Source organism: Pseudomonas sp. SC11 (genome assembly GCF_047039205.1).
GTDB lineage: Bacteria > Pseudomonadota > Gammaproteobacteria > Pseudomonadales > Pseudomonadaceae > Aquipseudomonas > Aquipseudomonas boreofloridensis.
This window is the reverse complement of sequence record NZ_CP178183.1, coordinates 1,313,991-1,328,566: the sequence shown is the minus strand read 5'-3', so window position 1 is coordinate 1,328,566 and position 14,576 is coordinate 1,313,991. Positions and strand designations below refer to the sequence as shown.

Annotated in this window: 16 protein-coding genes; 7 read left to right on the top strand and 9 right to left on the bottom strand. The window is 65.1% G+C overall.

Annotated features, from left to right (window positions below; translation table 11 throughout):
• Nucleotides 1–29: 29 nt before the first annotated feature.
• A complete protein-coding gene (locus ACK2SD_RS06090; RefSeq protein ID WP_412461631.1) occupies nt 30–947 on the bottom strand; it encodes an iron-sulfur-binding ferredoxin reductase in 918 nt (305 codons plus the stop codon).
• 327 nt (nt 948–1,274) lie between these two features.
• On the opposite strand from ACK2SD_RS06090, the gene ACK2SD_RS06085 reads away from it, so the two are divergent.
• On the top strand, nt 1,275–2,798 hold the full coding sequence (locus tag ACK2SD_RS06085) for a fumarate hydratase (RefSeq protein ID WP_039579712.1): 1,524 nt from the start codon (nt 1,275–1,277) through the stop codon (nt 2,796–2,798).
• Between the two features lie 60 nt (nt 2,799–2,858).
• Here ACK2SD_RS06085 and ACK2SD_RS06080 read toward each other — a convergent pair whose 3' ends face one another.
• Both ACK2SD_RS06080 and ACK2SD_RS06075 read right to left on the bottom strand, forming a co-directional pair.
• Nucleotides 2,859–3,731, bottom strand: a complete 873-nt coding sequence (locus ACK2SD_RS06080; RefSeq protein ID WP_412461630.1) for a carbon-nitrogen hydrolase family protein — start codon at nt 3,729–3,731, stop codon at nt 2,859–2,861.
• Complete coding sequence (locus tag ACK2SD_RS06075; protein ID WP_029613781.1) at nt 3,728–4,318, bottom strand: GNAT family N-acetyltransferase; 591 nt, start codon at nt 4,316–4,318, stop codon at nt 3,728–3,730. Before ACK2SD_RS06075 ends, ACK2SD_RS06080 begins: the two co-directional genes overlap by 4 nt.
• Before the next feature lie 115 nt (nt 4,319–4,433).
• Here ACK2SD_RS06075 and ACK2SD_RS06070 point away from each other — a divergent pair, with 115 nt between their 5' ends.
• Nucleotides 4,434–4,832, top strand: a complete 399-nt coding sequence (locus tag ACK2SD_RS06070) for a nuclear transport factor 2 family protein (protein WP_412461629.1) — start codon at nt 4,434–4,436, stop codon at nt 4,830–4,832.
• Between the two features lie 16 nt (nt 4,833–4,848).
• On the opposite strand, the gene ACK2SD_RS06065 is transcribed toward ACK2SD_RS06070, so the two are convergent.
• The 5 genes from ACK2SD_RS06065 to ACK2SD_RS06045 form a co-directional block, all read right to left on the bottom strand.
• Nucleotides 4,849–5,427 (bottom strand): DJ-1/PfpI family protein, encoded by a 579-nt coding sequence (locus ACK2SD_RS06065; RefSeq protein WP_412461628.1) that lies wholly within the window; start codon nt 5,425–5,427, stop codon nt 4,849–4,851.
• A 78-nt stretch (nt 5,428–5,505) separates the two neighbouring features.
• On the bottom strand, nt 5,506–6,663 hold the full coding sequence (locus tag ACK2SD_RS06060) for a phospholipase D-like domain-containing protein (RefSeq protein ID WP_412461627.1): 1,158 nt from the start codon (nt 6,661–6,663) through the stop codon (nt 5,506–5,508).
• A 1-nt stretch (nt 6,664) separates the two neighbouring features.
• A complete protein-coding gene (locus ACK2SD_RS06055; RefSeq protein ID WP_412462274.1) occupies nt 6,665–7,246 on the bottom strand; it encodes a YceI family protein in 582 nt (193 codons plus the stop codon).
• A 40-nt stretch (nt 7,247–7,286) separates the two neighbouring features.
• Nucleotides 7,287–7,592, bottom strand: a complete 306-nt coding sequence (locus ACK2SD_RS06050) for an amidase (RefSeq protein ID WP_412461626.1) — start codon at nt 7,590–7,592, stop codon at nt 7,287–7,289.
• The gene (locus ACK2SD_RS06045) at nt 7,589–8,677 is read right to left on the bottom strand and encodes a serine hydrolase domain-containing protein (RefSeq protein ID WP_412461625.1); all 1,089 of its coding nucleotides are present in this window, start codon (nt 8,675–8,677) and stop codon (nt 7,589–7,591) included. The genes ACK2SD_RS06050 and ACK2SD_RS06045 overlap by 4 nt, the downstream gene beginning before the upstream one ends.
• Before the next feature lie 187 nt (nt 8,678–8,864).
• On the opposite strand from ACK2SD_RS06045, the gene olsB reads away from it, so the two are divergent.
• Together olsB and ACK2SD_RS06035 are read left to right on the top strand one after the other, a co-directional pair.
• A complete protein-coding gene (olsB, locus tag ACK2SD_RS06040; protein WP_412461624.1) occupies nt 8,865–9,620 on the top strand; it encodes an L-ornithine N(alpha)-acyltransferase in 756 nt (251 codons plus the stop codon).
• Nucleotides 9,620–10,408 carry a lysophospholipid acyltransferase family protein gene (locus ACK2SD_RS06035; RefSeq protein ID WP_412461623.1) on the top strand — a complete coding sequence of 263 codons (789 nt, stop codon included), beginning with the start codon at nt 9,620–9,622 and terminating at the stop codon, nt 10,406–10,408. Before olsB ends, ACK2SD_RS06035 begins: the two co-directional genes overlap by 1 nt.
• A 21-nt stretch (nt 10,409–10,429) precedes the next feature.
• Here ACK2SD_RS06035 and ACK2SD_RS06030 read toward each other — a convergent pair whose 3' ends face one another.
• Nucleotides 10,430–11,002 carry an ACP phosphodiesterase gene (locus ACK2SD_RS06030; RefSeq protein WP_342650684.1) on the bottom strand — a complete coding sequence of 191 codons (573 nt, stop codon included), beginning with the start codon at nt 11,000–11,002 and terminating at the stop codon, nt 10,430–10,432.
• Between the two features lie 152 nt (nt 11,003–11,154).
• On the opposite strand from ACK2SD_RS06030, the gene ACK2SD_RS06025 reads away from it, so the two are divergent.
• The 3 genes from ACK2SD_RS06025 to ACK2SD_RS06015 all read left to right on the top strand — a co-directional run bounded on the left by ACK2SD_RS06025 (nt 11,155) and on the right by ACK2SD_RS06015 (nt 14,567).
• Complete coding sequence (locus ACK2SD_RS06025; RefSeq protein ID WP_029613789.1) at nt 11,155–11,457, top strand: ArsR/SmtB family transcription factor; 303 nt, start codon at nt 11,155–11,157, stop codon at nt 11,455–11,457.
• A 72-nt stretch (nt 11,458–11,529) separates the two neighbouring features.
• Nucleotides 11,530–12,579 (top strand): alkene reductase, encoded by a 1,050-nt coding sequence (locus tag ACK2SD_RS06020; RefSeq protein WP_029613790.1) that lies wholly within the window; start codon nt 11,530–11,532, stop codon nt 12,577–12,579.
• Nucleotides 12,580–12,857: 278 nt separating this feature from the next.
• On the top strand, nt 12,858–14,567 hold the full coding sequence (locus tag ACK2SD_RS06015; protein WP_412461622.1) for a hypothetical protein: 1,710 nt from the start codon (nt 12,858–12,860) through the stop codon (nt 14,565–14,567).
• The last annotated feature ends 9 nt before the right edge of the window (nt 14,568–14,576 follow it).

Sequence of the window (14,576 nt, the reverse complement as noted above, 5' to 3'; positions counted from 1 at the left end):
CGCGATGGGCCGTAAGGCACCCCGTCCCCTCAAGCCCTCTCGCTGAACACTTCGGCCAGCACCTGGTTCCTCGGCACCCCGGCCAGGAACAGCCGACGCGCCACCTGCTCCACCCACTGCGGCGAACCACACACCAGCGCCACCGTCTGGCGCGACGACACCTGAAACCCCGCCAGCGCCTGCTCCGCGCCTTCTCGGCTCACCTGCTCGACGTGCACCCGCTCCCCAGCCAATGCCTGCAATGCCTCGGCCAGGTAAGGTGTGCACGCCACATGCAGGATCCTGATCGGCCCCTCATGCCCCTGACGCAGCGCTTCGCGCAGGATGCTCCACAACGGCGCCAGTCCCGTTCCCGCCGCCAGCAGCCACAACGGTCGCGTCTGCCAGTCTGGATCGTACTGCAGCGCGCCACCGCTCAATGCGCCCAATGCCAATGCATCCCCCACCTTCAGGCCCCGCGCCTGATCGCAGAACGCACCGGGTCGGCGGCAGTCGATGTGGAACTCGAGCAAGGCGTCTTCGCCTGGCAGGCTCGCCAGCGAATAGGGCCGCGCCACCGGGCCCAACCACAGCAGCAGATGCTGGCCGGCGCGGTAACGCAGCGCCCGCGCCGGACGCAGGTGCAGGCGCAGCACATCACCCAGCCAGTGCACCGCGCTCACCTCAGCCGGCACGCCATCGGTCTGCGGGTCGAACACCGCCACTCGAAGGTCGCCCGTCACCTGACACTGACAGGCCAGGCGCCAGCCCTGTTCACGGGCGTCCGTGCTCAGCGCCTCGGGCCGCGCATCGTCGGGCAGCCCGTCCAGGCAGCGCACCAGGCACGCCTGGCAACTGCCGGCGCGGCAGCTATAGGGCACGTTCAAGCCGGCGCCGTTGAGGGCGTCGAGCAGGTTGCTGCCGGAGGGCACCGCCCAGCAGCGGTGGCCCACGCAGAGTTCGGGCATTCGGGGTTTCTCCGCCGATTGAGTGGTCATCGTCGCGCCATAGGAGCGCCCGGATGACGCTGTTCGTGTAAGAGCGGCCTGGTATCGCGACACCGCGGCAACGATTCTAAGCCCCTCGCCTGCTTGGCGCTGCAAAACTGCGGCCAGCATCCGACCGACCTTGGTCCAGCGCGCGTGCAGGTGTACCGCGCCAGGATGCGCGCTATACTGCCGCGCCCTTTTTGCGCCGGCCTGACCTGCCGGCGCGCCTTGCAAGGTGATTCGACGCGCTGGTCGGCGGTGTCGAGGCCTTTACGAATGTTCCCGTCTTCAAGAGGAGCGCGCAGCATGACCGTGATCAAGCAAGACGACCTGATTCAGAGCGTGGCCGACGCCCTGCAATTCATCTCGTACTACCACCCCGTCGATTTCATCCAGGCGATGCACGAGGCCTACCTGCGCGAAGAGTCGCCAGCAGCCCGCGACTCGATCGCCCAGATTCTGATCAACTCGCGCATGTGCGCCACCGGCCACCGGCCGATCTGCCAGGACACCGGCATCGTCACCGTGTTCGTGCGCGTGGGCATGGACGTACGCTGGGACGGCGCGACCCTGAGCCTGGACGACATGATCAACGAAGGCGTGCGCCGCGCCTACAACCTGCCGGAGAACGTCCTGCGCGCCTCGATCCTGGCCGACCCGGCCGGCGCGCGCAAGAACACCAAGGACAACACCCCGGCAGTGATCCACTACTCCATCGTGCCCGGCGACAAAGTCGAAGTGGACGTGGCCGCCAAAGGCGGCGGCTCGGAGAACAAGTCGAAGATGGCCATGCTCAACCCGTCCGACTCGATCGTCGACTGGGTGCTCAAGACCGTGCCGACCATGGGCGCTGGCTGGTGCCCGCCCGGCATGCTCGGCATCGGCATCGGCGGCACCGCCGAGAAGGCCGCGGTGATGGCCAAGGAAGTGTTGATGGAATCCATCGACATCCACGAATTGAAAGCCCGTGGCCCGCAGAACCGCATCGAAGAGATCCGCCTGGAGCTGTTCGAGAAGGTCAACCAACTGGGCATCGGCGCCCAGGGCCTGGGCGGTCTGACCACCGTGCTCGACGTCAAGATCATGGACTACCCGACCCACGCCGCCTCCCTGCCGGTGTGCATGATCCCCAACTGCGCGGCCACCCGTCACGCCCACTTCGTGCTCGATGGCTCCGGCCCTGCGGAACTCGAAGCGCCGTCGCTGGACGCCTACCCGGAAATCGTCTGGGAAGCGGGTCCGAGCGCGCGCCGGGTCAACCTCGACGACATCACCCCGGAAGAAGTCGCCAGCTGGAAGCCAGGCGAGACCGTCCTGCTCAACGGCAAGATGCTCACCGGCCGCGACGCCGCGCACAAGCGCATGGTCGAGATGCTCAACCGTGGCGAAGAACTGCCGGTGGACCTGAAAGGCCGCTTCATCTACTACGTGGGTCCGGTCGATCCGGTCGGTGACGAAGTGGTCGGCCCAGCCGGCCCGACCACTGCCACGCGCATGGACAAGTTCACCCGCCAGATCCTCGAACAGACCGGTCTGCTGGGCATGATCGGCAAGTCCGAGCGTGGCCCGACCGCCATCGAGGCGATCAAGGACAACAAGGCCGTGTACCTGATGGCCGTCGGCGGCGCGGCCTACCTGGTGGCCCAGGCGATCCGCAAGTCGAAGGTCCTGGCATTCGCCGAACTGGGCATGGAAGCGATCTACGAGTTCGAGGTCAAGGACATGCCGGTCACCGTGGCGGTGGACAGCAACGGCGAGTCGGTGCACATCACCGGTCCCGCCTTGTGGCAGAGCAAGATCGCCCAGAGCCTGGCGGTGGAAGTGAAGTGATACAGCGGTAACAGCGGCGTAGCCATTGCGGATCAATCCGCAGTGGCTATCGCTTCACGCTCACCCCAGCCGCTCGACCTGCTCCGGCCAATCCCGCCTGGTAAAGACCTGCCCCTCTCGCCGCACCCGCCTCACCTCGTCCACATCCACATCGCACACCAACCACTGGCTCTGCTCAGGACACAGCATGACGCTCTGGGCCAACACCCCATCGCTGGGCATGCCATGGTCCGGCGGCACATACAAACCGGCGCGGCCGATGTTCTCGTCCAACGCTGGCGACCAGGGCGCCAGCCCCACCGTCGGGCTCTGCAACACCGCCACCTGGTTCTCCAGCGCCCGCGCCTGGGCGCCGATGCGCACGCGGTGATAACCGGCCTCGGTGTCGGTGCAACTCGGCGCCAGGAGCAAGTCGGCACCCTGCTCGGCCAGACGCCGTGCCAACAGGGGAAATTCAGTGTCGTAGCAGATCAAGATGCCCAGGCGCCCCAGCGCCGTATCGAACACCTTCAGGCCCTGCCCGGCGGCAATGTTCCAGTGCTCGCGCTCGAAGCGGGTCATCATCAGCTTGTCCTGAAAACCCAGCGCACCGCTTGGACCGAACAGCCAGGCACGGTTGCGATAGCGGCCATCGGCGTCGAGCACCGGCAGCGTGCCAGGTTGCAGATACACACCCAAGTCTTTGGCGAGGCCCTCGCACAACGCCCACCAAGGCGCGACCAAAGGCTGGATACCGGCGATCGAACCGTGCAGGTCACTGCGCTGGTCGGGCGGTAAATGGCCACTGAGCACCAGCCCTGCGTACTCGGGCAGCAGCAACAGTTGGGCACCGCTGCGCGCCGCTTCGACGCACAGGTCGCGCAGATGATCGGCGTAGGCATCCCAGGTTTCATGCAGTTCGATGGCGTACTGGCATGCTGCGAGCCGAATCATGGCAACAGGTCCTTGAGCCAGAACGACAGGGTCTTGTCCGATGCATCGTCCTGATCCAGGTCGCGCCAGGCATAAGTGGTGCGCAACGATGGCTGATGAAGAAAGCCGCGGTTGCGCCAGAAACCATGCAATGGCTTGTAGTCATCGGGCCGCAGCGGGTGTCCGTTGGGACGCTCCACGGTGCAGAACGTGCAGTAGTGAAAACCGCCGAGCTTGTGCGCATAGGATTCGCGCTCGATGAAGAAGCGCACGCCCAGCCCGCGCCCCCGATAGGCCGGCAACAGCACGGACTCACCGAAGTAGTAGACGGTATCCGGGTCGCGGCCTTGATCCAGAAAAGGCTGGCGAAAGGCATCGGTTTCGTCGCCCAGGGGCAGGCCGGTGGAGGCGCCCACCACCTGGCCGTCGTCCACCGCCAGCACCACCAGGCTGCGCTCGGAGGCCATGTAGGTGGCGAGGTAGTCGGATTCGTACTCCGGCGTGCCGTCATAGAGGTAGGGAAACTCGCGAAACACCGTCAGGCGCAGGCGAGCGAGGTCATCGAGGTAAGGCGCGATGGCAGCGCCGTGCAGCAGGCGTATTTCCATGCGGGACGGTCGTTTTGTCGATAGGGATGACGCGCTCGGCTAAGCCGGGCCTGAAGGGAAACCCTATCATCGGCGGCACGCTCGGCCCTTTCCCCTCCGCGACAGGTATTTCTCCATGACCGCTACCGAACTCGTCACCGCCTATTACGCTGCCTTCAACGCCGGTGACATGCCGGCCTTCCTCGCCCTGCTCAGCGAAGACGTGATCCACGACATCAACCAGGGCGAGCGGCAGATGGGCAAAGCCCGCTTCGCCGCCTTCATGGACAAGATGAACCGCTGCTACCGCGAGCGCCTGGCCGACATCGTGGTGATGCAGAACGCCGACGGCAGCCGCGCCGCCGCCGAGTTCACCGTGCACGGCGAGTACCTGGCCGACGACGAAGGCCTGCCCGCCGCCAACGGTCAGACCTACGTGTTGCCGGCCGGGGCGTTCTTCTATATTCACTGCGGCAAGATCGCTCGGGTGAGCAACTACTACAACCTCAACGATTGGCTCGAGCAGGTGAACTGAAGCCGGTCACCCTCACTCACGAAATGCGCGTACCCAGCACCTTGAGAAACGCTGCCAGCCAGGCCGGATGGGCGGGCCAGGCGGGCGCGGTGATGAGGTTGCCATCGACATGGGCCTGGTCCACGGCAATATCCACGAACTGTCCACCGGCCAGCTTCACGTCCGGCGCACAGGCCGGGTAAGCACTGCAGTGCCGTCCCTGCAGCACGCCGGCAGCGGCCAGCAGTTGCGCGCCATGGCACACCGCGGCAATGGGTTTGCCGGCCTGGTCGAACGCCCGTACCAAGGCCAGCACGCGTTCGTCCAGGCGCAGATATTCCGGGGCGCGTCCGCCAGGGATCACCAGGGCGTCATAGCGTTCGGCACGCACCTGGACGAAATCGAAGTTCAGGGCGAACTGGTGACCCGGCTTCTCGCTGTAGGTCTGGTCGCCTTCGAAGTCGTGGATGGCCGTGCGCACCGTCTGCCCGGCGATCTTTTCCGGGCAGACCGCATGCACGGTGTGGCCCACCATCTGCAGGGCCTGGAACGGCACCATCGCCTCGTAGTCCTCGACGTAATCACCCACCAGCATGAGAATCTTCTTGGCCGTCATCGCATCCACTCCTTCGTGTGCAGGGAACATTCCCTGCACCATAGTCGGCTTCGTCGATGACCGATACTGCGCGCCGCGTCAGCTGCGCCGGTCGAGCAGAATCACCACCAGTCGATCGAGCCAGCCCCAGAGCCGCTGCTGCACCCGCCGCCACAGTGGCCGGGCTTTCCAGTGATCCAGGTCGACCTCTTCGCTCAGCGCGAAGTCGCGCTGGAAGCTGGCCACCACCGTTTCGGTGAACGGCCGATCCAGTGCTTCCAGGTTGGCTTCCAGGTTGAAGCGCAAGTTCCAGTGATCGAAGTTGCATGAGCCGATGCTGACCCAGTCGTCCACCACCGCCATCTTCAGGTGCAGGAAGCACGGCTGGTACTCGAAGATGCGCACGCCGGCGCGCAGCAGGCGTGGATAGTAACGATGGCCGGCATAGCGTACCGACGGGTGATCGGTGCGCGGGCCGGTGAGCAGCAGGCGCACGTCGACGCCGCGTTGTGCGGCGCGGCGCAACGAGCGACGCACGCTCCAGGTCGGCAGGAAGTACGGTGTGGCCAGCCAGATGCGCTGCTGGCCACCACTCACGGCGCGCACCAGCGCGCGCAGGATGTCGCGGTGCTGGCGGGCATCGGCGTAGGCCACCCGGCCCAGGCCCTGACCCTGCGCAGGCATCCTCGGCAGGCGCGACAGACCGAAGCCTTGGGGCGGACGCCAGGCTGTGCGGCGGTGGTTGGCATGCCACTGGCGGTCGAACAGCAGTTGCCAGTCGAGCACCACCGGACCTTGCATGCGCACCATCACCTCGTGCCACTCGCTGGTGGCATGACCCGGCGTCCAGAATTCATCGGTGACCCCAGTTCCCCCGACAGCCGCCCACTGCTCGTCCACCAACAGCAACTTGCGGTGATCGCGGTACAGGTTGCGCAGGCCGCGGCGCCAGTGCAGAGGGTTATACAGCCGCAGTTCGACGCCCGCGGCGTGCAACCGCTGGCGCAGGGCCGTCGCAAAGGCCAGGGCACCGTAGGCGTCGAACAGGCAGCGCACGCGCACGCCGCGTGAGGCTGCATGCTCCAGTGCCTCCACCACCGCCTGGGCGCAGGCGCCCGCTTCGACCAGGTAGAGTTCAAGGTCGACCTGACGCTCGGCGTGCTCGATCGCCGCGAGCATGACAGGAAAGAACTCGGGGCCGTCGACCAGCAGTTCGAACTGGTTGCCATCCCGCCAGGGGAAGACCGGCCCTGGCATGTCAGCGGGCGGTGAAGATCAGCACCGCATTGACCGGTACCGACGGGTTGATCGACTTGAGCCCGGCGAAACTGCGCAGCGTTTCCAGACTCGGCAGCAGGTCGAAATCCTGGGCCTGCACCACCAGCGGTTCCAGGGTCACCACCTGAAAGCGGCGCTCGTCCAGACGCGTGACCAGCAGCAGGGCATTGTAGGTGTGGGATTGGCCGCGCAACGTCACTGTCACCGGCAGGCGCAGCTCCAATTGGGCGCCATTGGCCAAGTCGCTGACCGGGCGCAGGTCCAACTGGGCGCTCACCGTCGCCTCGGGAAAGCGCGCCACCTCGAACAGACCGTCACGCATGCGTTCGTCGCGCAGCGGGATGCCGCTGCTGACCGAATCCATCTCGATGCTCAGCCCCGCCGCGCCCTTTCGGTCGATGGTGCCGTGCAACACCAGAAAGCGGTGCACGTCGGCGGTGTCGCCGTTGTTACCGGTGATGAACGACAGGCGCGAGGACTCACCGTCCAGGTGCCAGTTGGCGTGGGCAGGCAGGCACAGGGCCAGGAACAGCGCGGGCAGCAGACGCAGCAGCATGGAGATACCTCGGAAAGCGAGACCGCCAACCTTACCGCGTGGCCATTCACGGCAGCAAGCGACAACCCTCGCGCGGCCCCTGCCACGCCGCCTGGCTCTGACGGCCCAGCCCTTGGGCGAGCACGCGGCGGGTGTCGGTGTGCTCCTCCAGGCGCGTGAGCGGCAGGTACTGCTTCACATAGCCCCGGCAATAGCCCTCGTCCAGGCCCATGACGAAGCGGCATGAACAGTACTCCTTGGCCGAATAGGCCGACAGAATGCCGGGGAAATCCGTCAGTGCCTGGCGCTCGAACCAGGCCCAGATCGCCATGCCCAGCAGGGCTATCGACAGCACCCCGTACCGACGCTTCATCGAACCTCCTCCCCCAGTGCGGCCAGCACCCGCTTGAGCAACTCGTCATGGCGGTAGCTGCCATCGCGGTCGTCCGCGTAGCGAACGATCACCAGTTTCTGCGTCGGCAGGATATACAACGCCTGCCCCCAGTGGCCGAGCGCGGCGAAGGTGTCGGTGGGGGCGTGAGGCCAAGGAGGCGGCTTGGCGGGCAGCGGCTGATTCAGCCACCAGTGACCACCCGGGTTGGCCTCGCCTGGCACCGGCTCGGCCTGGGGGAACAGCGTACGGTTGAACGTCACCCAGTCGGCGGGCAGCAACTGCCGGTCGCGCCACCGCCCCTCGCGCAGCATCAGCAGGCCGATGCGCGCCAGGTCGCGGGCGCTGAGGTAGAGGTAGGAGGAGCCCACGTAGGTGCCAGCGCCGTCACGTTCCCACACCGCATGGGCAATGCCGAGGGGCTCGAACAGTGCCTGCCAGGGATAGTCGGCGTAGCGCTCCGGCGCCAGCATGCCGCGCAGCGCGGCGGCCAGCAGGTTGCTGTCGCCGCTGGAATAGACGAAGCGCCGCCCGGGCGTCTCGGCCTGCGCCTTGCCAGCCGCATAGGCGGCCATGTCGTGGCGGCCGCGGGTATAGAGCATGGCCACCACCGAAGAGTTGAGCGGCGCGTACTCGTAGTCTTCCTGCCAGGCAAGACCACTGGCCCAGTGCAGCAGATCCTGCAGACGCACCTGCGGGTGCGCCGCGAGTGCCGGGTAGTAGCGCGCAGCCGGATCACCAAGCTGGAAGCGTCCTTCCCCCTGGGCGATGCCCAGCAGCGTGGCCAGCACACTCTTGCTGATCGACCAGGTCAGGTGTGGCGTGTCGGCGGTGGTGGGCGCTGCGTAGCGTTCATGCAGGATGCGGCCATCGCGCACGATCAACAGGGCGTCGCTGCGCACGCCACGGCGCTCGACGTCATCGCGCGGGGCGAAGGCGTAACGATCCACCGCTTGCCAATCATAGTGTGCGGGATCTTCCAGCCATTGGCTGTCGGGCCACGCCGTGGCCAGCGCCGGCAAGGCGAACAGCTGCAAACAGCACCACAACCCTCTGTTCCAGAACATCAGCATCTCCCGCCGCAGGCACTGCGTGCAGCCTCCCATCTGCGCATGACAATCCGGCGGCGGCGCACCGCCCAGCCTGTCACGCAAGCATCACCAAAGAGTCATGGAGGTGACACTGCCTCTACCTAGGCTGACGTTGCACAACAAAGCCGACCGGCCGCCCTTGGCTGGCTTATGGAGACTCGCAATGACTCGGATCGCTCGCTCTGGCGACAACAGCACTGAACGCCGTCTGCAAGCCGAACGCCTGGTCGGCGCCGCGGCCCTGCAGGAAGCCCAGGCCCTGCGCTACAAGGTGTTCAGCGCCGAATTCAAGGCCAAGCTCAAGGGCGCCGAACACGGCCTGGACATGGACGACTACGACATCCATTGCCGCCACATCGGCGTGCGCGACCTGGCCACCGGACGGTTGGTCGCCACCACCCGCCTGCTCGACCACCAGGCCGCCAGCAGCTTGGGGCGTTTCTACAGCGAAGAAGAATTCAGCCTGCACGGGCTGCTGCAACTGCAAGGCCCGATCCTCGAGCTGGGCCGCACCTGCGTCGATCCGGGTTACCGCAATGGCGGCACCATCGCCGTGCTCTGGGGCGAGTTGGCCGAGGTGCTCAACGAAGGCGGCTACAGCTACCTGATGGGCTGCGCCAGCATCCCCATGCAGGATGGCGGCGTTCAGGCCCATGCGATCATGCAGCGCCTGCGCGAACGCTACCTGTGTAACGAACACCTGCGCGCCGAACCGAAGAAGCCGCTGCCGTCGCTGGCTTTGCCGAACAACGTCATCACCGAGATGCCGCCGCTGCTCAAGGCCTACATGCGCCTGGGGGCGAAGATCTGCGGCGAACCGTGCTGGGACGAAGACTTCCAGGTGGCCGACGTGTTCATCCTGCTCAAGCGCGACGACCTCTGCCCGCGCTACGCCCGTCACTTCAAGGCGGCGGTCTGATGCCGAGCGTGCGGGCCAGTGCCCGCCTGGTGCGCCTGATGCTGGTGCTGCTGCTGGGCGTGGCCATGGCCACGCTCATCGCCGTCGGCGAACGTCTTGGCCTGCGCGCCGGCAGCGAACGCCGCCAGCGCTGGAGCTGCCGCTTCATGAAACACCTGGTCGGCGCCCTGCCCTTCGAAGTGCGGGTGGTCGGCACCTTGCCGCAGCAGCCGATGCTGTGGGTCAGCAATCACATTTCGTGGACCGACATCCCATTGCTGGGCATGCTCACGCCGCTGTCGTTCCTGTCCAAGGCCGAAGTGCGCCAATGGCCGCTGGCCGGCTGGTTGGCGGAGAAGGCCGACACCCTGTTCATCCGTCGCGGCGGCGGCGACAGCCAGCGCCTGCGCGAGCAGATCGGCGCGCGCCTGGGCCAGGCCTGCCCGCTGCTGATCTTCCCCGAAGGCACCACCACCGATGGCCGCGCCCTGCGTACCTTCCACGGGCGCCTGCTGGCGGGCGCCATCGATCACGGCACACCGGTCCAGCCGGTGGCTATTCAATACCTGCGTGAGGGCGAGCCGGACCCGATTGCGCCGTTCGTCGGCGACGACGACTTGCTGTCGCACCTGCTGCGGCTGTTCGGCCAGGCGCCTGGTCAGGTGCTGATCCACCTGCTGCCGCCCTTGCACAGCCAAGGCAAGGAACGCGCGGTGCTGGCATTGCAGGCTCAGCAGGCGATCCACCTGGCGCTGTATGCCGAGCATGACAGCGAGCCGCTGCCGCAACGCCAGGCCAAGGCGGCGTGAGGCATCGCGGGCGCGGCGCGCTCAGCGTCGCGTTGCCGCGAATGCCTGCAACTGTGGGTAGAAGGCGCGGAAATCAGCCGTCAGTGGCTCGTACAACGCTTCCAGTTCAGCCATCACGCCGAGCAGCGCTTCGGGCCGCGACAGCCGTCGCCCAATGCCTCGAAACACCGCCTCCAGCGTCGCGAAATCGGCATAGGCCCCCAACCAGTCATCTGCGGCCATTAACGGCGCAATCCGCGCCAGGCGTCCTGGCAACTCGGGCTCGGCTAGCAGCACCTGGTAGAAGCGCTCGGTGAACAGCGCCAGCGGCTGCTGGGCGTAATCCTGCCAATGCAGGGCCAGGCAATGGTCGAAGAACACGTCGAGCACGATGCCGGCAAAGCGCCGCCGCTCTTTGGGAAAGCGCGCCAGCGCAGCCAGCACCAAGGGATGGCTGTCGGTATAGGTATCGATGTGACGGTGCAGCCTGATCGCCGCTTCGAGTTCGGGAGCGAAGCGGCCTTGCAGCGAGCCTTTGACGAAATCGCCATACAGGCTGCCGAGCAGTTGCTGGGGCGCAGGGCCGCCCAAGTGGAGGTGTGCCAGATAATTCATGGCGGCAGTCTAGCACCGCCGCCGCACATATCGTTATAACGCGATATAACGATTTCGAACCAACTCAGAACGGCTCGGTCTTTGTATATCGTGAGCAGACGATCTATATTTCGCTCTATCGCGATATACCGCTACAGACCACGAGCCCAGCCATGCCCCTCGACCTCGACGACATCATCAAAGCCCTGGCCCATCCGGTCCGCCGAGACATTCTCAATTGGCTCAAGGACCCCGCCGCGCATTTCCCCGAACAGCATCACAGCACCGAGTTCGGCGTGTGCGCCGGTCAGATCGACCAGCGCTGCGGCCTGTCCCAATCGACCGTGTCGGCGCATCTGGCCACCTTGCAGCGCGCTGGCCTGATCAGCAGCCAGAAGGTCGGGCAATGGCATTTCTTCAAACGCAACGAGTCGACCATCCAGGCCTTCCTCGAGCAGATGAGCCAGGAGCTTTGACCGTTACCCCACTTGTGCGGCGCCCTCGGGCGCTGCCTTCACCGTCCACCCTACCCTTGCGAGGCTTCTGACATGACCACGCTTTTCGATCCGATCACCCTGGGCGACCTGACCCTGCCCAACCGCATCATCATGGCCCCGCTGACCCGCTGCCGCGCCGACGAAGGCCGCGTGCCCAATGCGCTGATGGCCGAGTACTACGTGCAGCGTGCCAGCGCTGGGCTGATTCTCAGCGAAGCCACCTCGGTGACGCCGATGGGCGTCGGCTACCCGGACACCCCCGGCATCTGGTCCACTGAGCAGGTGCGCGGCTGGCTCAATGTGACCCAGGCGGTGCACGCTGCCGGCGGGCGAATCTTCCTGCAACTGTGGCATGTCGGGCGCATCTCCCACCCGTCCTACCTCAACGGCGAACTGCCGGTGGCGCCCAGCGCGATCAAGCCTGAAGGCCATGTGAGCCTGGTGCGTCCGCTGAGCGACTACCCCACGCCGCGCGCGCTGGACACCGAAGAAATCGCCGACATCGTCGAGGCCTACCGGGTGGGTGCAGAGAACGCCAAGGCCGCCGGCTTCGACGGCGTGGAGATCCACGGCGCCAACGGCTACCTGCTCGACCAGTTCCTGCAGAGCAGCACCAACCAGCGCACCGACCAGTACGGCGGCTCGCTGGAAAACCGTGCGCGGTTGATGCTGGAAGTCACCGATGCGGTGATCGAGGTGTGGGGCGCTGCGCGCGTCGGCATGCACCTGGCGCCACGGGCCGATGCCCATGACATGGGCGATGCCAACCGCAGCGAGACCTTCACCTACGTTGCGCGGGAGTTGGGCAAGCGCGGCATCGCCTTCATCTGCTCGCGCGAGAAGGAAGCCGACGACAGCCTCGGCCCGCAGATCAAGGCAGCGTTCGGCGGTCCTTACATCGTCAACGAGCGCTTCACCAAAGCCAGCGCCAATGCCGCCCTGGCCAGCGGCAAGGCCGATGCCGTGGCGTTCGGCGTACCCTTCATCGCCAACCCGGATCTGCCAGCACGTCTGGCGGCCGATGCTGCGCTGAACGAGCCGCACCCTGAAACCTTCTACGGCAAAGGCCCGGTGGGCTATATCGACTATCCGCGTTTGTGATCGCGCAGCAGAGAATGAGCCGGCCCGGCTCATTCTCTGCCTTCAGTCGATCACCTGACGCGTTAGGCAGGCCGCTTGACGTTGGCTATCGCGCGCAAGCCTGGTTCGTGACCGACCTGATATTTTTGTCAGTTTCCAAACAAAGGCCCACACCGCTCAATAGAACATCACACCCCCCGCCGCTTCACCGGGAGCCGATGATGTCGACAACACCGCACCTCCATGCGCCAAGGGAGCTACTGCCCAGTCCCACGGTGGACTATGCCGAAAGAGGGGCATTGGACCCCGACAAGGTACCTGCCAGTGGTACCCGCATCCGGGTACTGACAACCGCCAACACTCAGGTCGGTGACATTCTCCATGTCTACTGGACAGGGCCGGAAAACGACGAGAACGACTCGCTTACCGACTACATGCCGATCAACGCACAAAATGCGGGGCGCGAGATTCCTTTTCCTGTCGCCAAACGATTGGTGTCTGCCAACGAGGGGCAACAAATTACAGTCGGTTACCAAATCGAACGTGAACGACAACGACTCCCCTCAGAGGTACTGCGCCTGACAATCGGCGGTGCGCAAGGCCAATACCCCCGGCCTAAAGTGGTACAAGCCCCTGCCGACACGCTTGATCCCATGACGGCGCGCAACGGAGTCGAGGTCGTGGTCACCTATCCCACCATGAGCACAAGCCAGAACATCACGCTGCACTGGCAGGGCACGCCGGGTGCAGGGACCCCCGATCCACAATCCAAACGGGGCAGTGCGTCGGGAAGCCAGTCTTTCGACATTCCTGCCGCAGTCGTCGGCGCCAATGTCGGTAAAAGCGTGACGCTTTACTACCGCGTGACCTCGCAAAATGCTGAGCCGATAGCGTCAGAGCGCACGATACTTACGGTATCGCCCTTCGCCGCGACCGACCTACCCAGCCCAGACGCTGAGGAAAGCCGCAATGCAACGCTGGACCTCAGCACCTTCGCATCGGATGCCCACCTCACGACCGTACCCTGGCCGCTGATTGCCATCGGACAACGTTTTTGGATGCAGGCTGAAGGTGAGAACAGCGACGGCTCGCGTTACTCCAAGGCTGTTGCCACCGCCCAACTCGTTACATCCTCACATCTCAACGACGGACTGCGCTTGCCACTGGCGCGCAGAGATCTGGAAGGCTTGCGCAACAACAGCACGCTGACACTTTCGTTACGGGTCACTTTCGACGGGGCCAATGATGCTGCCTCGGCTCAGCCATTTACTCCGACGAACCTGCGGGTGGTGGTGCAACCTGCAGCAGCGCTACCTGCTCCGGTCATCATCCAGGCAGTGGGGGGCAAACTTGACCCTCTGAATGCCCTTGGCTCGGCCATCGCCAGGATCCGTTATCCCGATATGCTCCCGAGCGACACACTGGTGCTCTATTACCGAAACGATTCTGGCACATACGTCCCCGTAGACGGCTATGTGTCAGGCAGTGTCACCCAGACCCAATACATGAACGTCCCACACGCAATAGTGGCATTGCACATCGGACGCTCTCTGGTCATGCAATACCGATTGACTCGGGCCGACGTCAATCTTCCCGACGCCAGCAGCGAGGAGCTCACGCTGGACATCCAGCCTTTTTCGCCAGAGCTGCTGCGCGCGCCCATGCCTGAGCAAGCCGTCAACGGCGTACTGGATCTTAAACGCTTCGCCACGGATGCAGCACTGGTGCTAGAAGATTGGTTCTGGATGGCCGCTGGGCAACGGCTATGGCTCACCGTCAGCGGCACGCTCGCCAGCGGCAGGCCTTTCAGTCGCAAGCTTGCCGAAGCACAGCTCATCACCGCCCAACAGGCGGGGCTGGCCTTGGTCTATACGTTGGAGAGAAGCGATCTGGCATCGCTCGAATCGGGCAGCGAACTTCACTTCGAAACCTGGGTGAATTTCGAAGGCAACGACCGAAAGTCACGCGCATTGGCCTTCCCGGCCTCGAAGGTCACGATCCGCCTCTAACTGCGCAGG

Excerpts from the sequence above, each read along its gene's own strand:
- ACK2SD_RS06090 (WP_412461631.1), bottom strand. The coding sequence starts at position 947 with ATGCCCGAACTCTGCGTGGGCCACCGCTGCTGGGCGGTGCCCTCCGGC.
- ACK2SD_RS06085 (WP_039579712.1), top strand. The coding sequence starts at position 1,275 with ATGACCGTGATCAAGCAAGACGACCTGATTCAGAGCGTGGCCGACGCC.
- ACK2SD_RS06080 (WP_412461630.1), bottom strand. The coding sequence starts at position 3,731 with ATGATTCGGCTCGCAGCATGCCAGTACGCCATCGAACTGCATGAAACC.
- ACK2SD_RS06075 (WP_029613781.1), bottom strand. The coding sequence starts at position 4,318 with ATGGAAATACGCCTGCTGCACGGCGCTGCCATCGCGCCTTACCTCGAT.
- ACK2SD_RS06070 (WP_412461629.1), top strand. The coding sequence starts at position 4,434 with ATGACCGCTACCGAACTCGTCACCGCCTATTACGCTGCCTTCAACGCC.
- ACK2SD_RS06065 (WP_412461628.1), bottom strand. The coding sequence starts at position 5,427 with ATGACGGCCAAGAAGATTCTCATGCTGGTGGGTGATTACGTCGAGGAC.
- ACK2SD_RS06060 (WP_412461627.1), bottom strand. The coding sequence starts at position 6,663 with ATGCCAGGGCCGGTCTTCCCCTGGCGGGATGGCAACCAGTTCGAACTG.
- ACK2SD_RS06050 (WP_412461626.1), bottom strand. The coding sequence starts at position 7,592 with ATGAAGCGTCGGTACGGGGTGCTGTCGATAGCCCTGCTGGGCATGGCG.
- ACK2SD_RS06045 (WP_412461625.1), bottom strand. The coding sequence starts at position 8,677 with ATGTTCTGGAACAGAGGGTTGTGGTGCTGTTTGCAGCTGTTCGCCTTG.
- olsB (WP_412461624.1), top strand. The coding sequence starts at position 8,865 with ATGACTCGGATCGCTCGCTCTGGCGACAACAGCACTGAACGCCGTCTG.
- ACK2SD_RS06035 (WP_412461623.1), top strand. The coding sequence starts at position 9,620 with ATGCCGAGCGTGCGGGCCAGTGCCCGCCTGGTGCGCCTGATGCTGGTG.
- ACK2SD_RS06030 (WP_342650684.1), bottom strand. The coding sequence starts at position 11,002 with ATGAATTATCTGGCACACCTCCACTTGGGCGGCCCTGCGCCCCAGCAA.
- ACK2SD_RS06025 (WP_029613789.1), top strand. The coding sequence starts at position 11,155 with ATGCCCCTCGACCTCGACGACATCATCAAAGCCCTGGCCCATCCGGTC.
- ACK2SD_RS06020 (WP_029613790.1), top strand. The coding sequence starts at position 11,530 with ATGACCACGCTTTTCGATCCGATCACCCTGGGCGACCTGACCCTGCCC.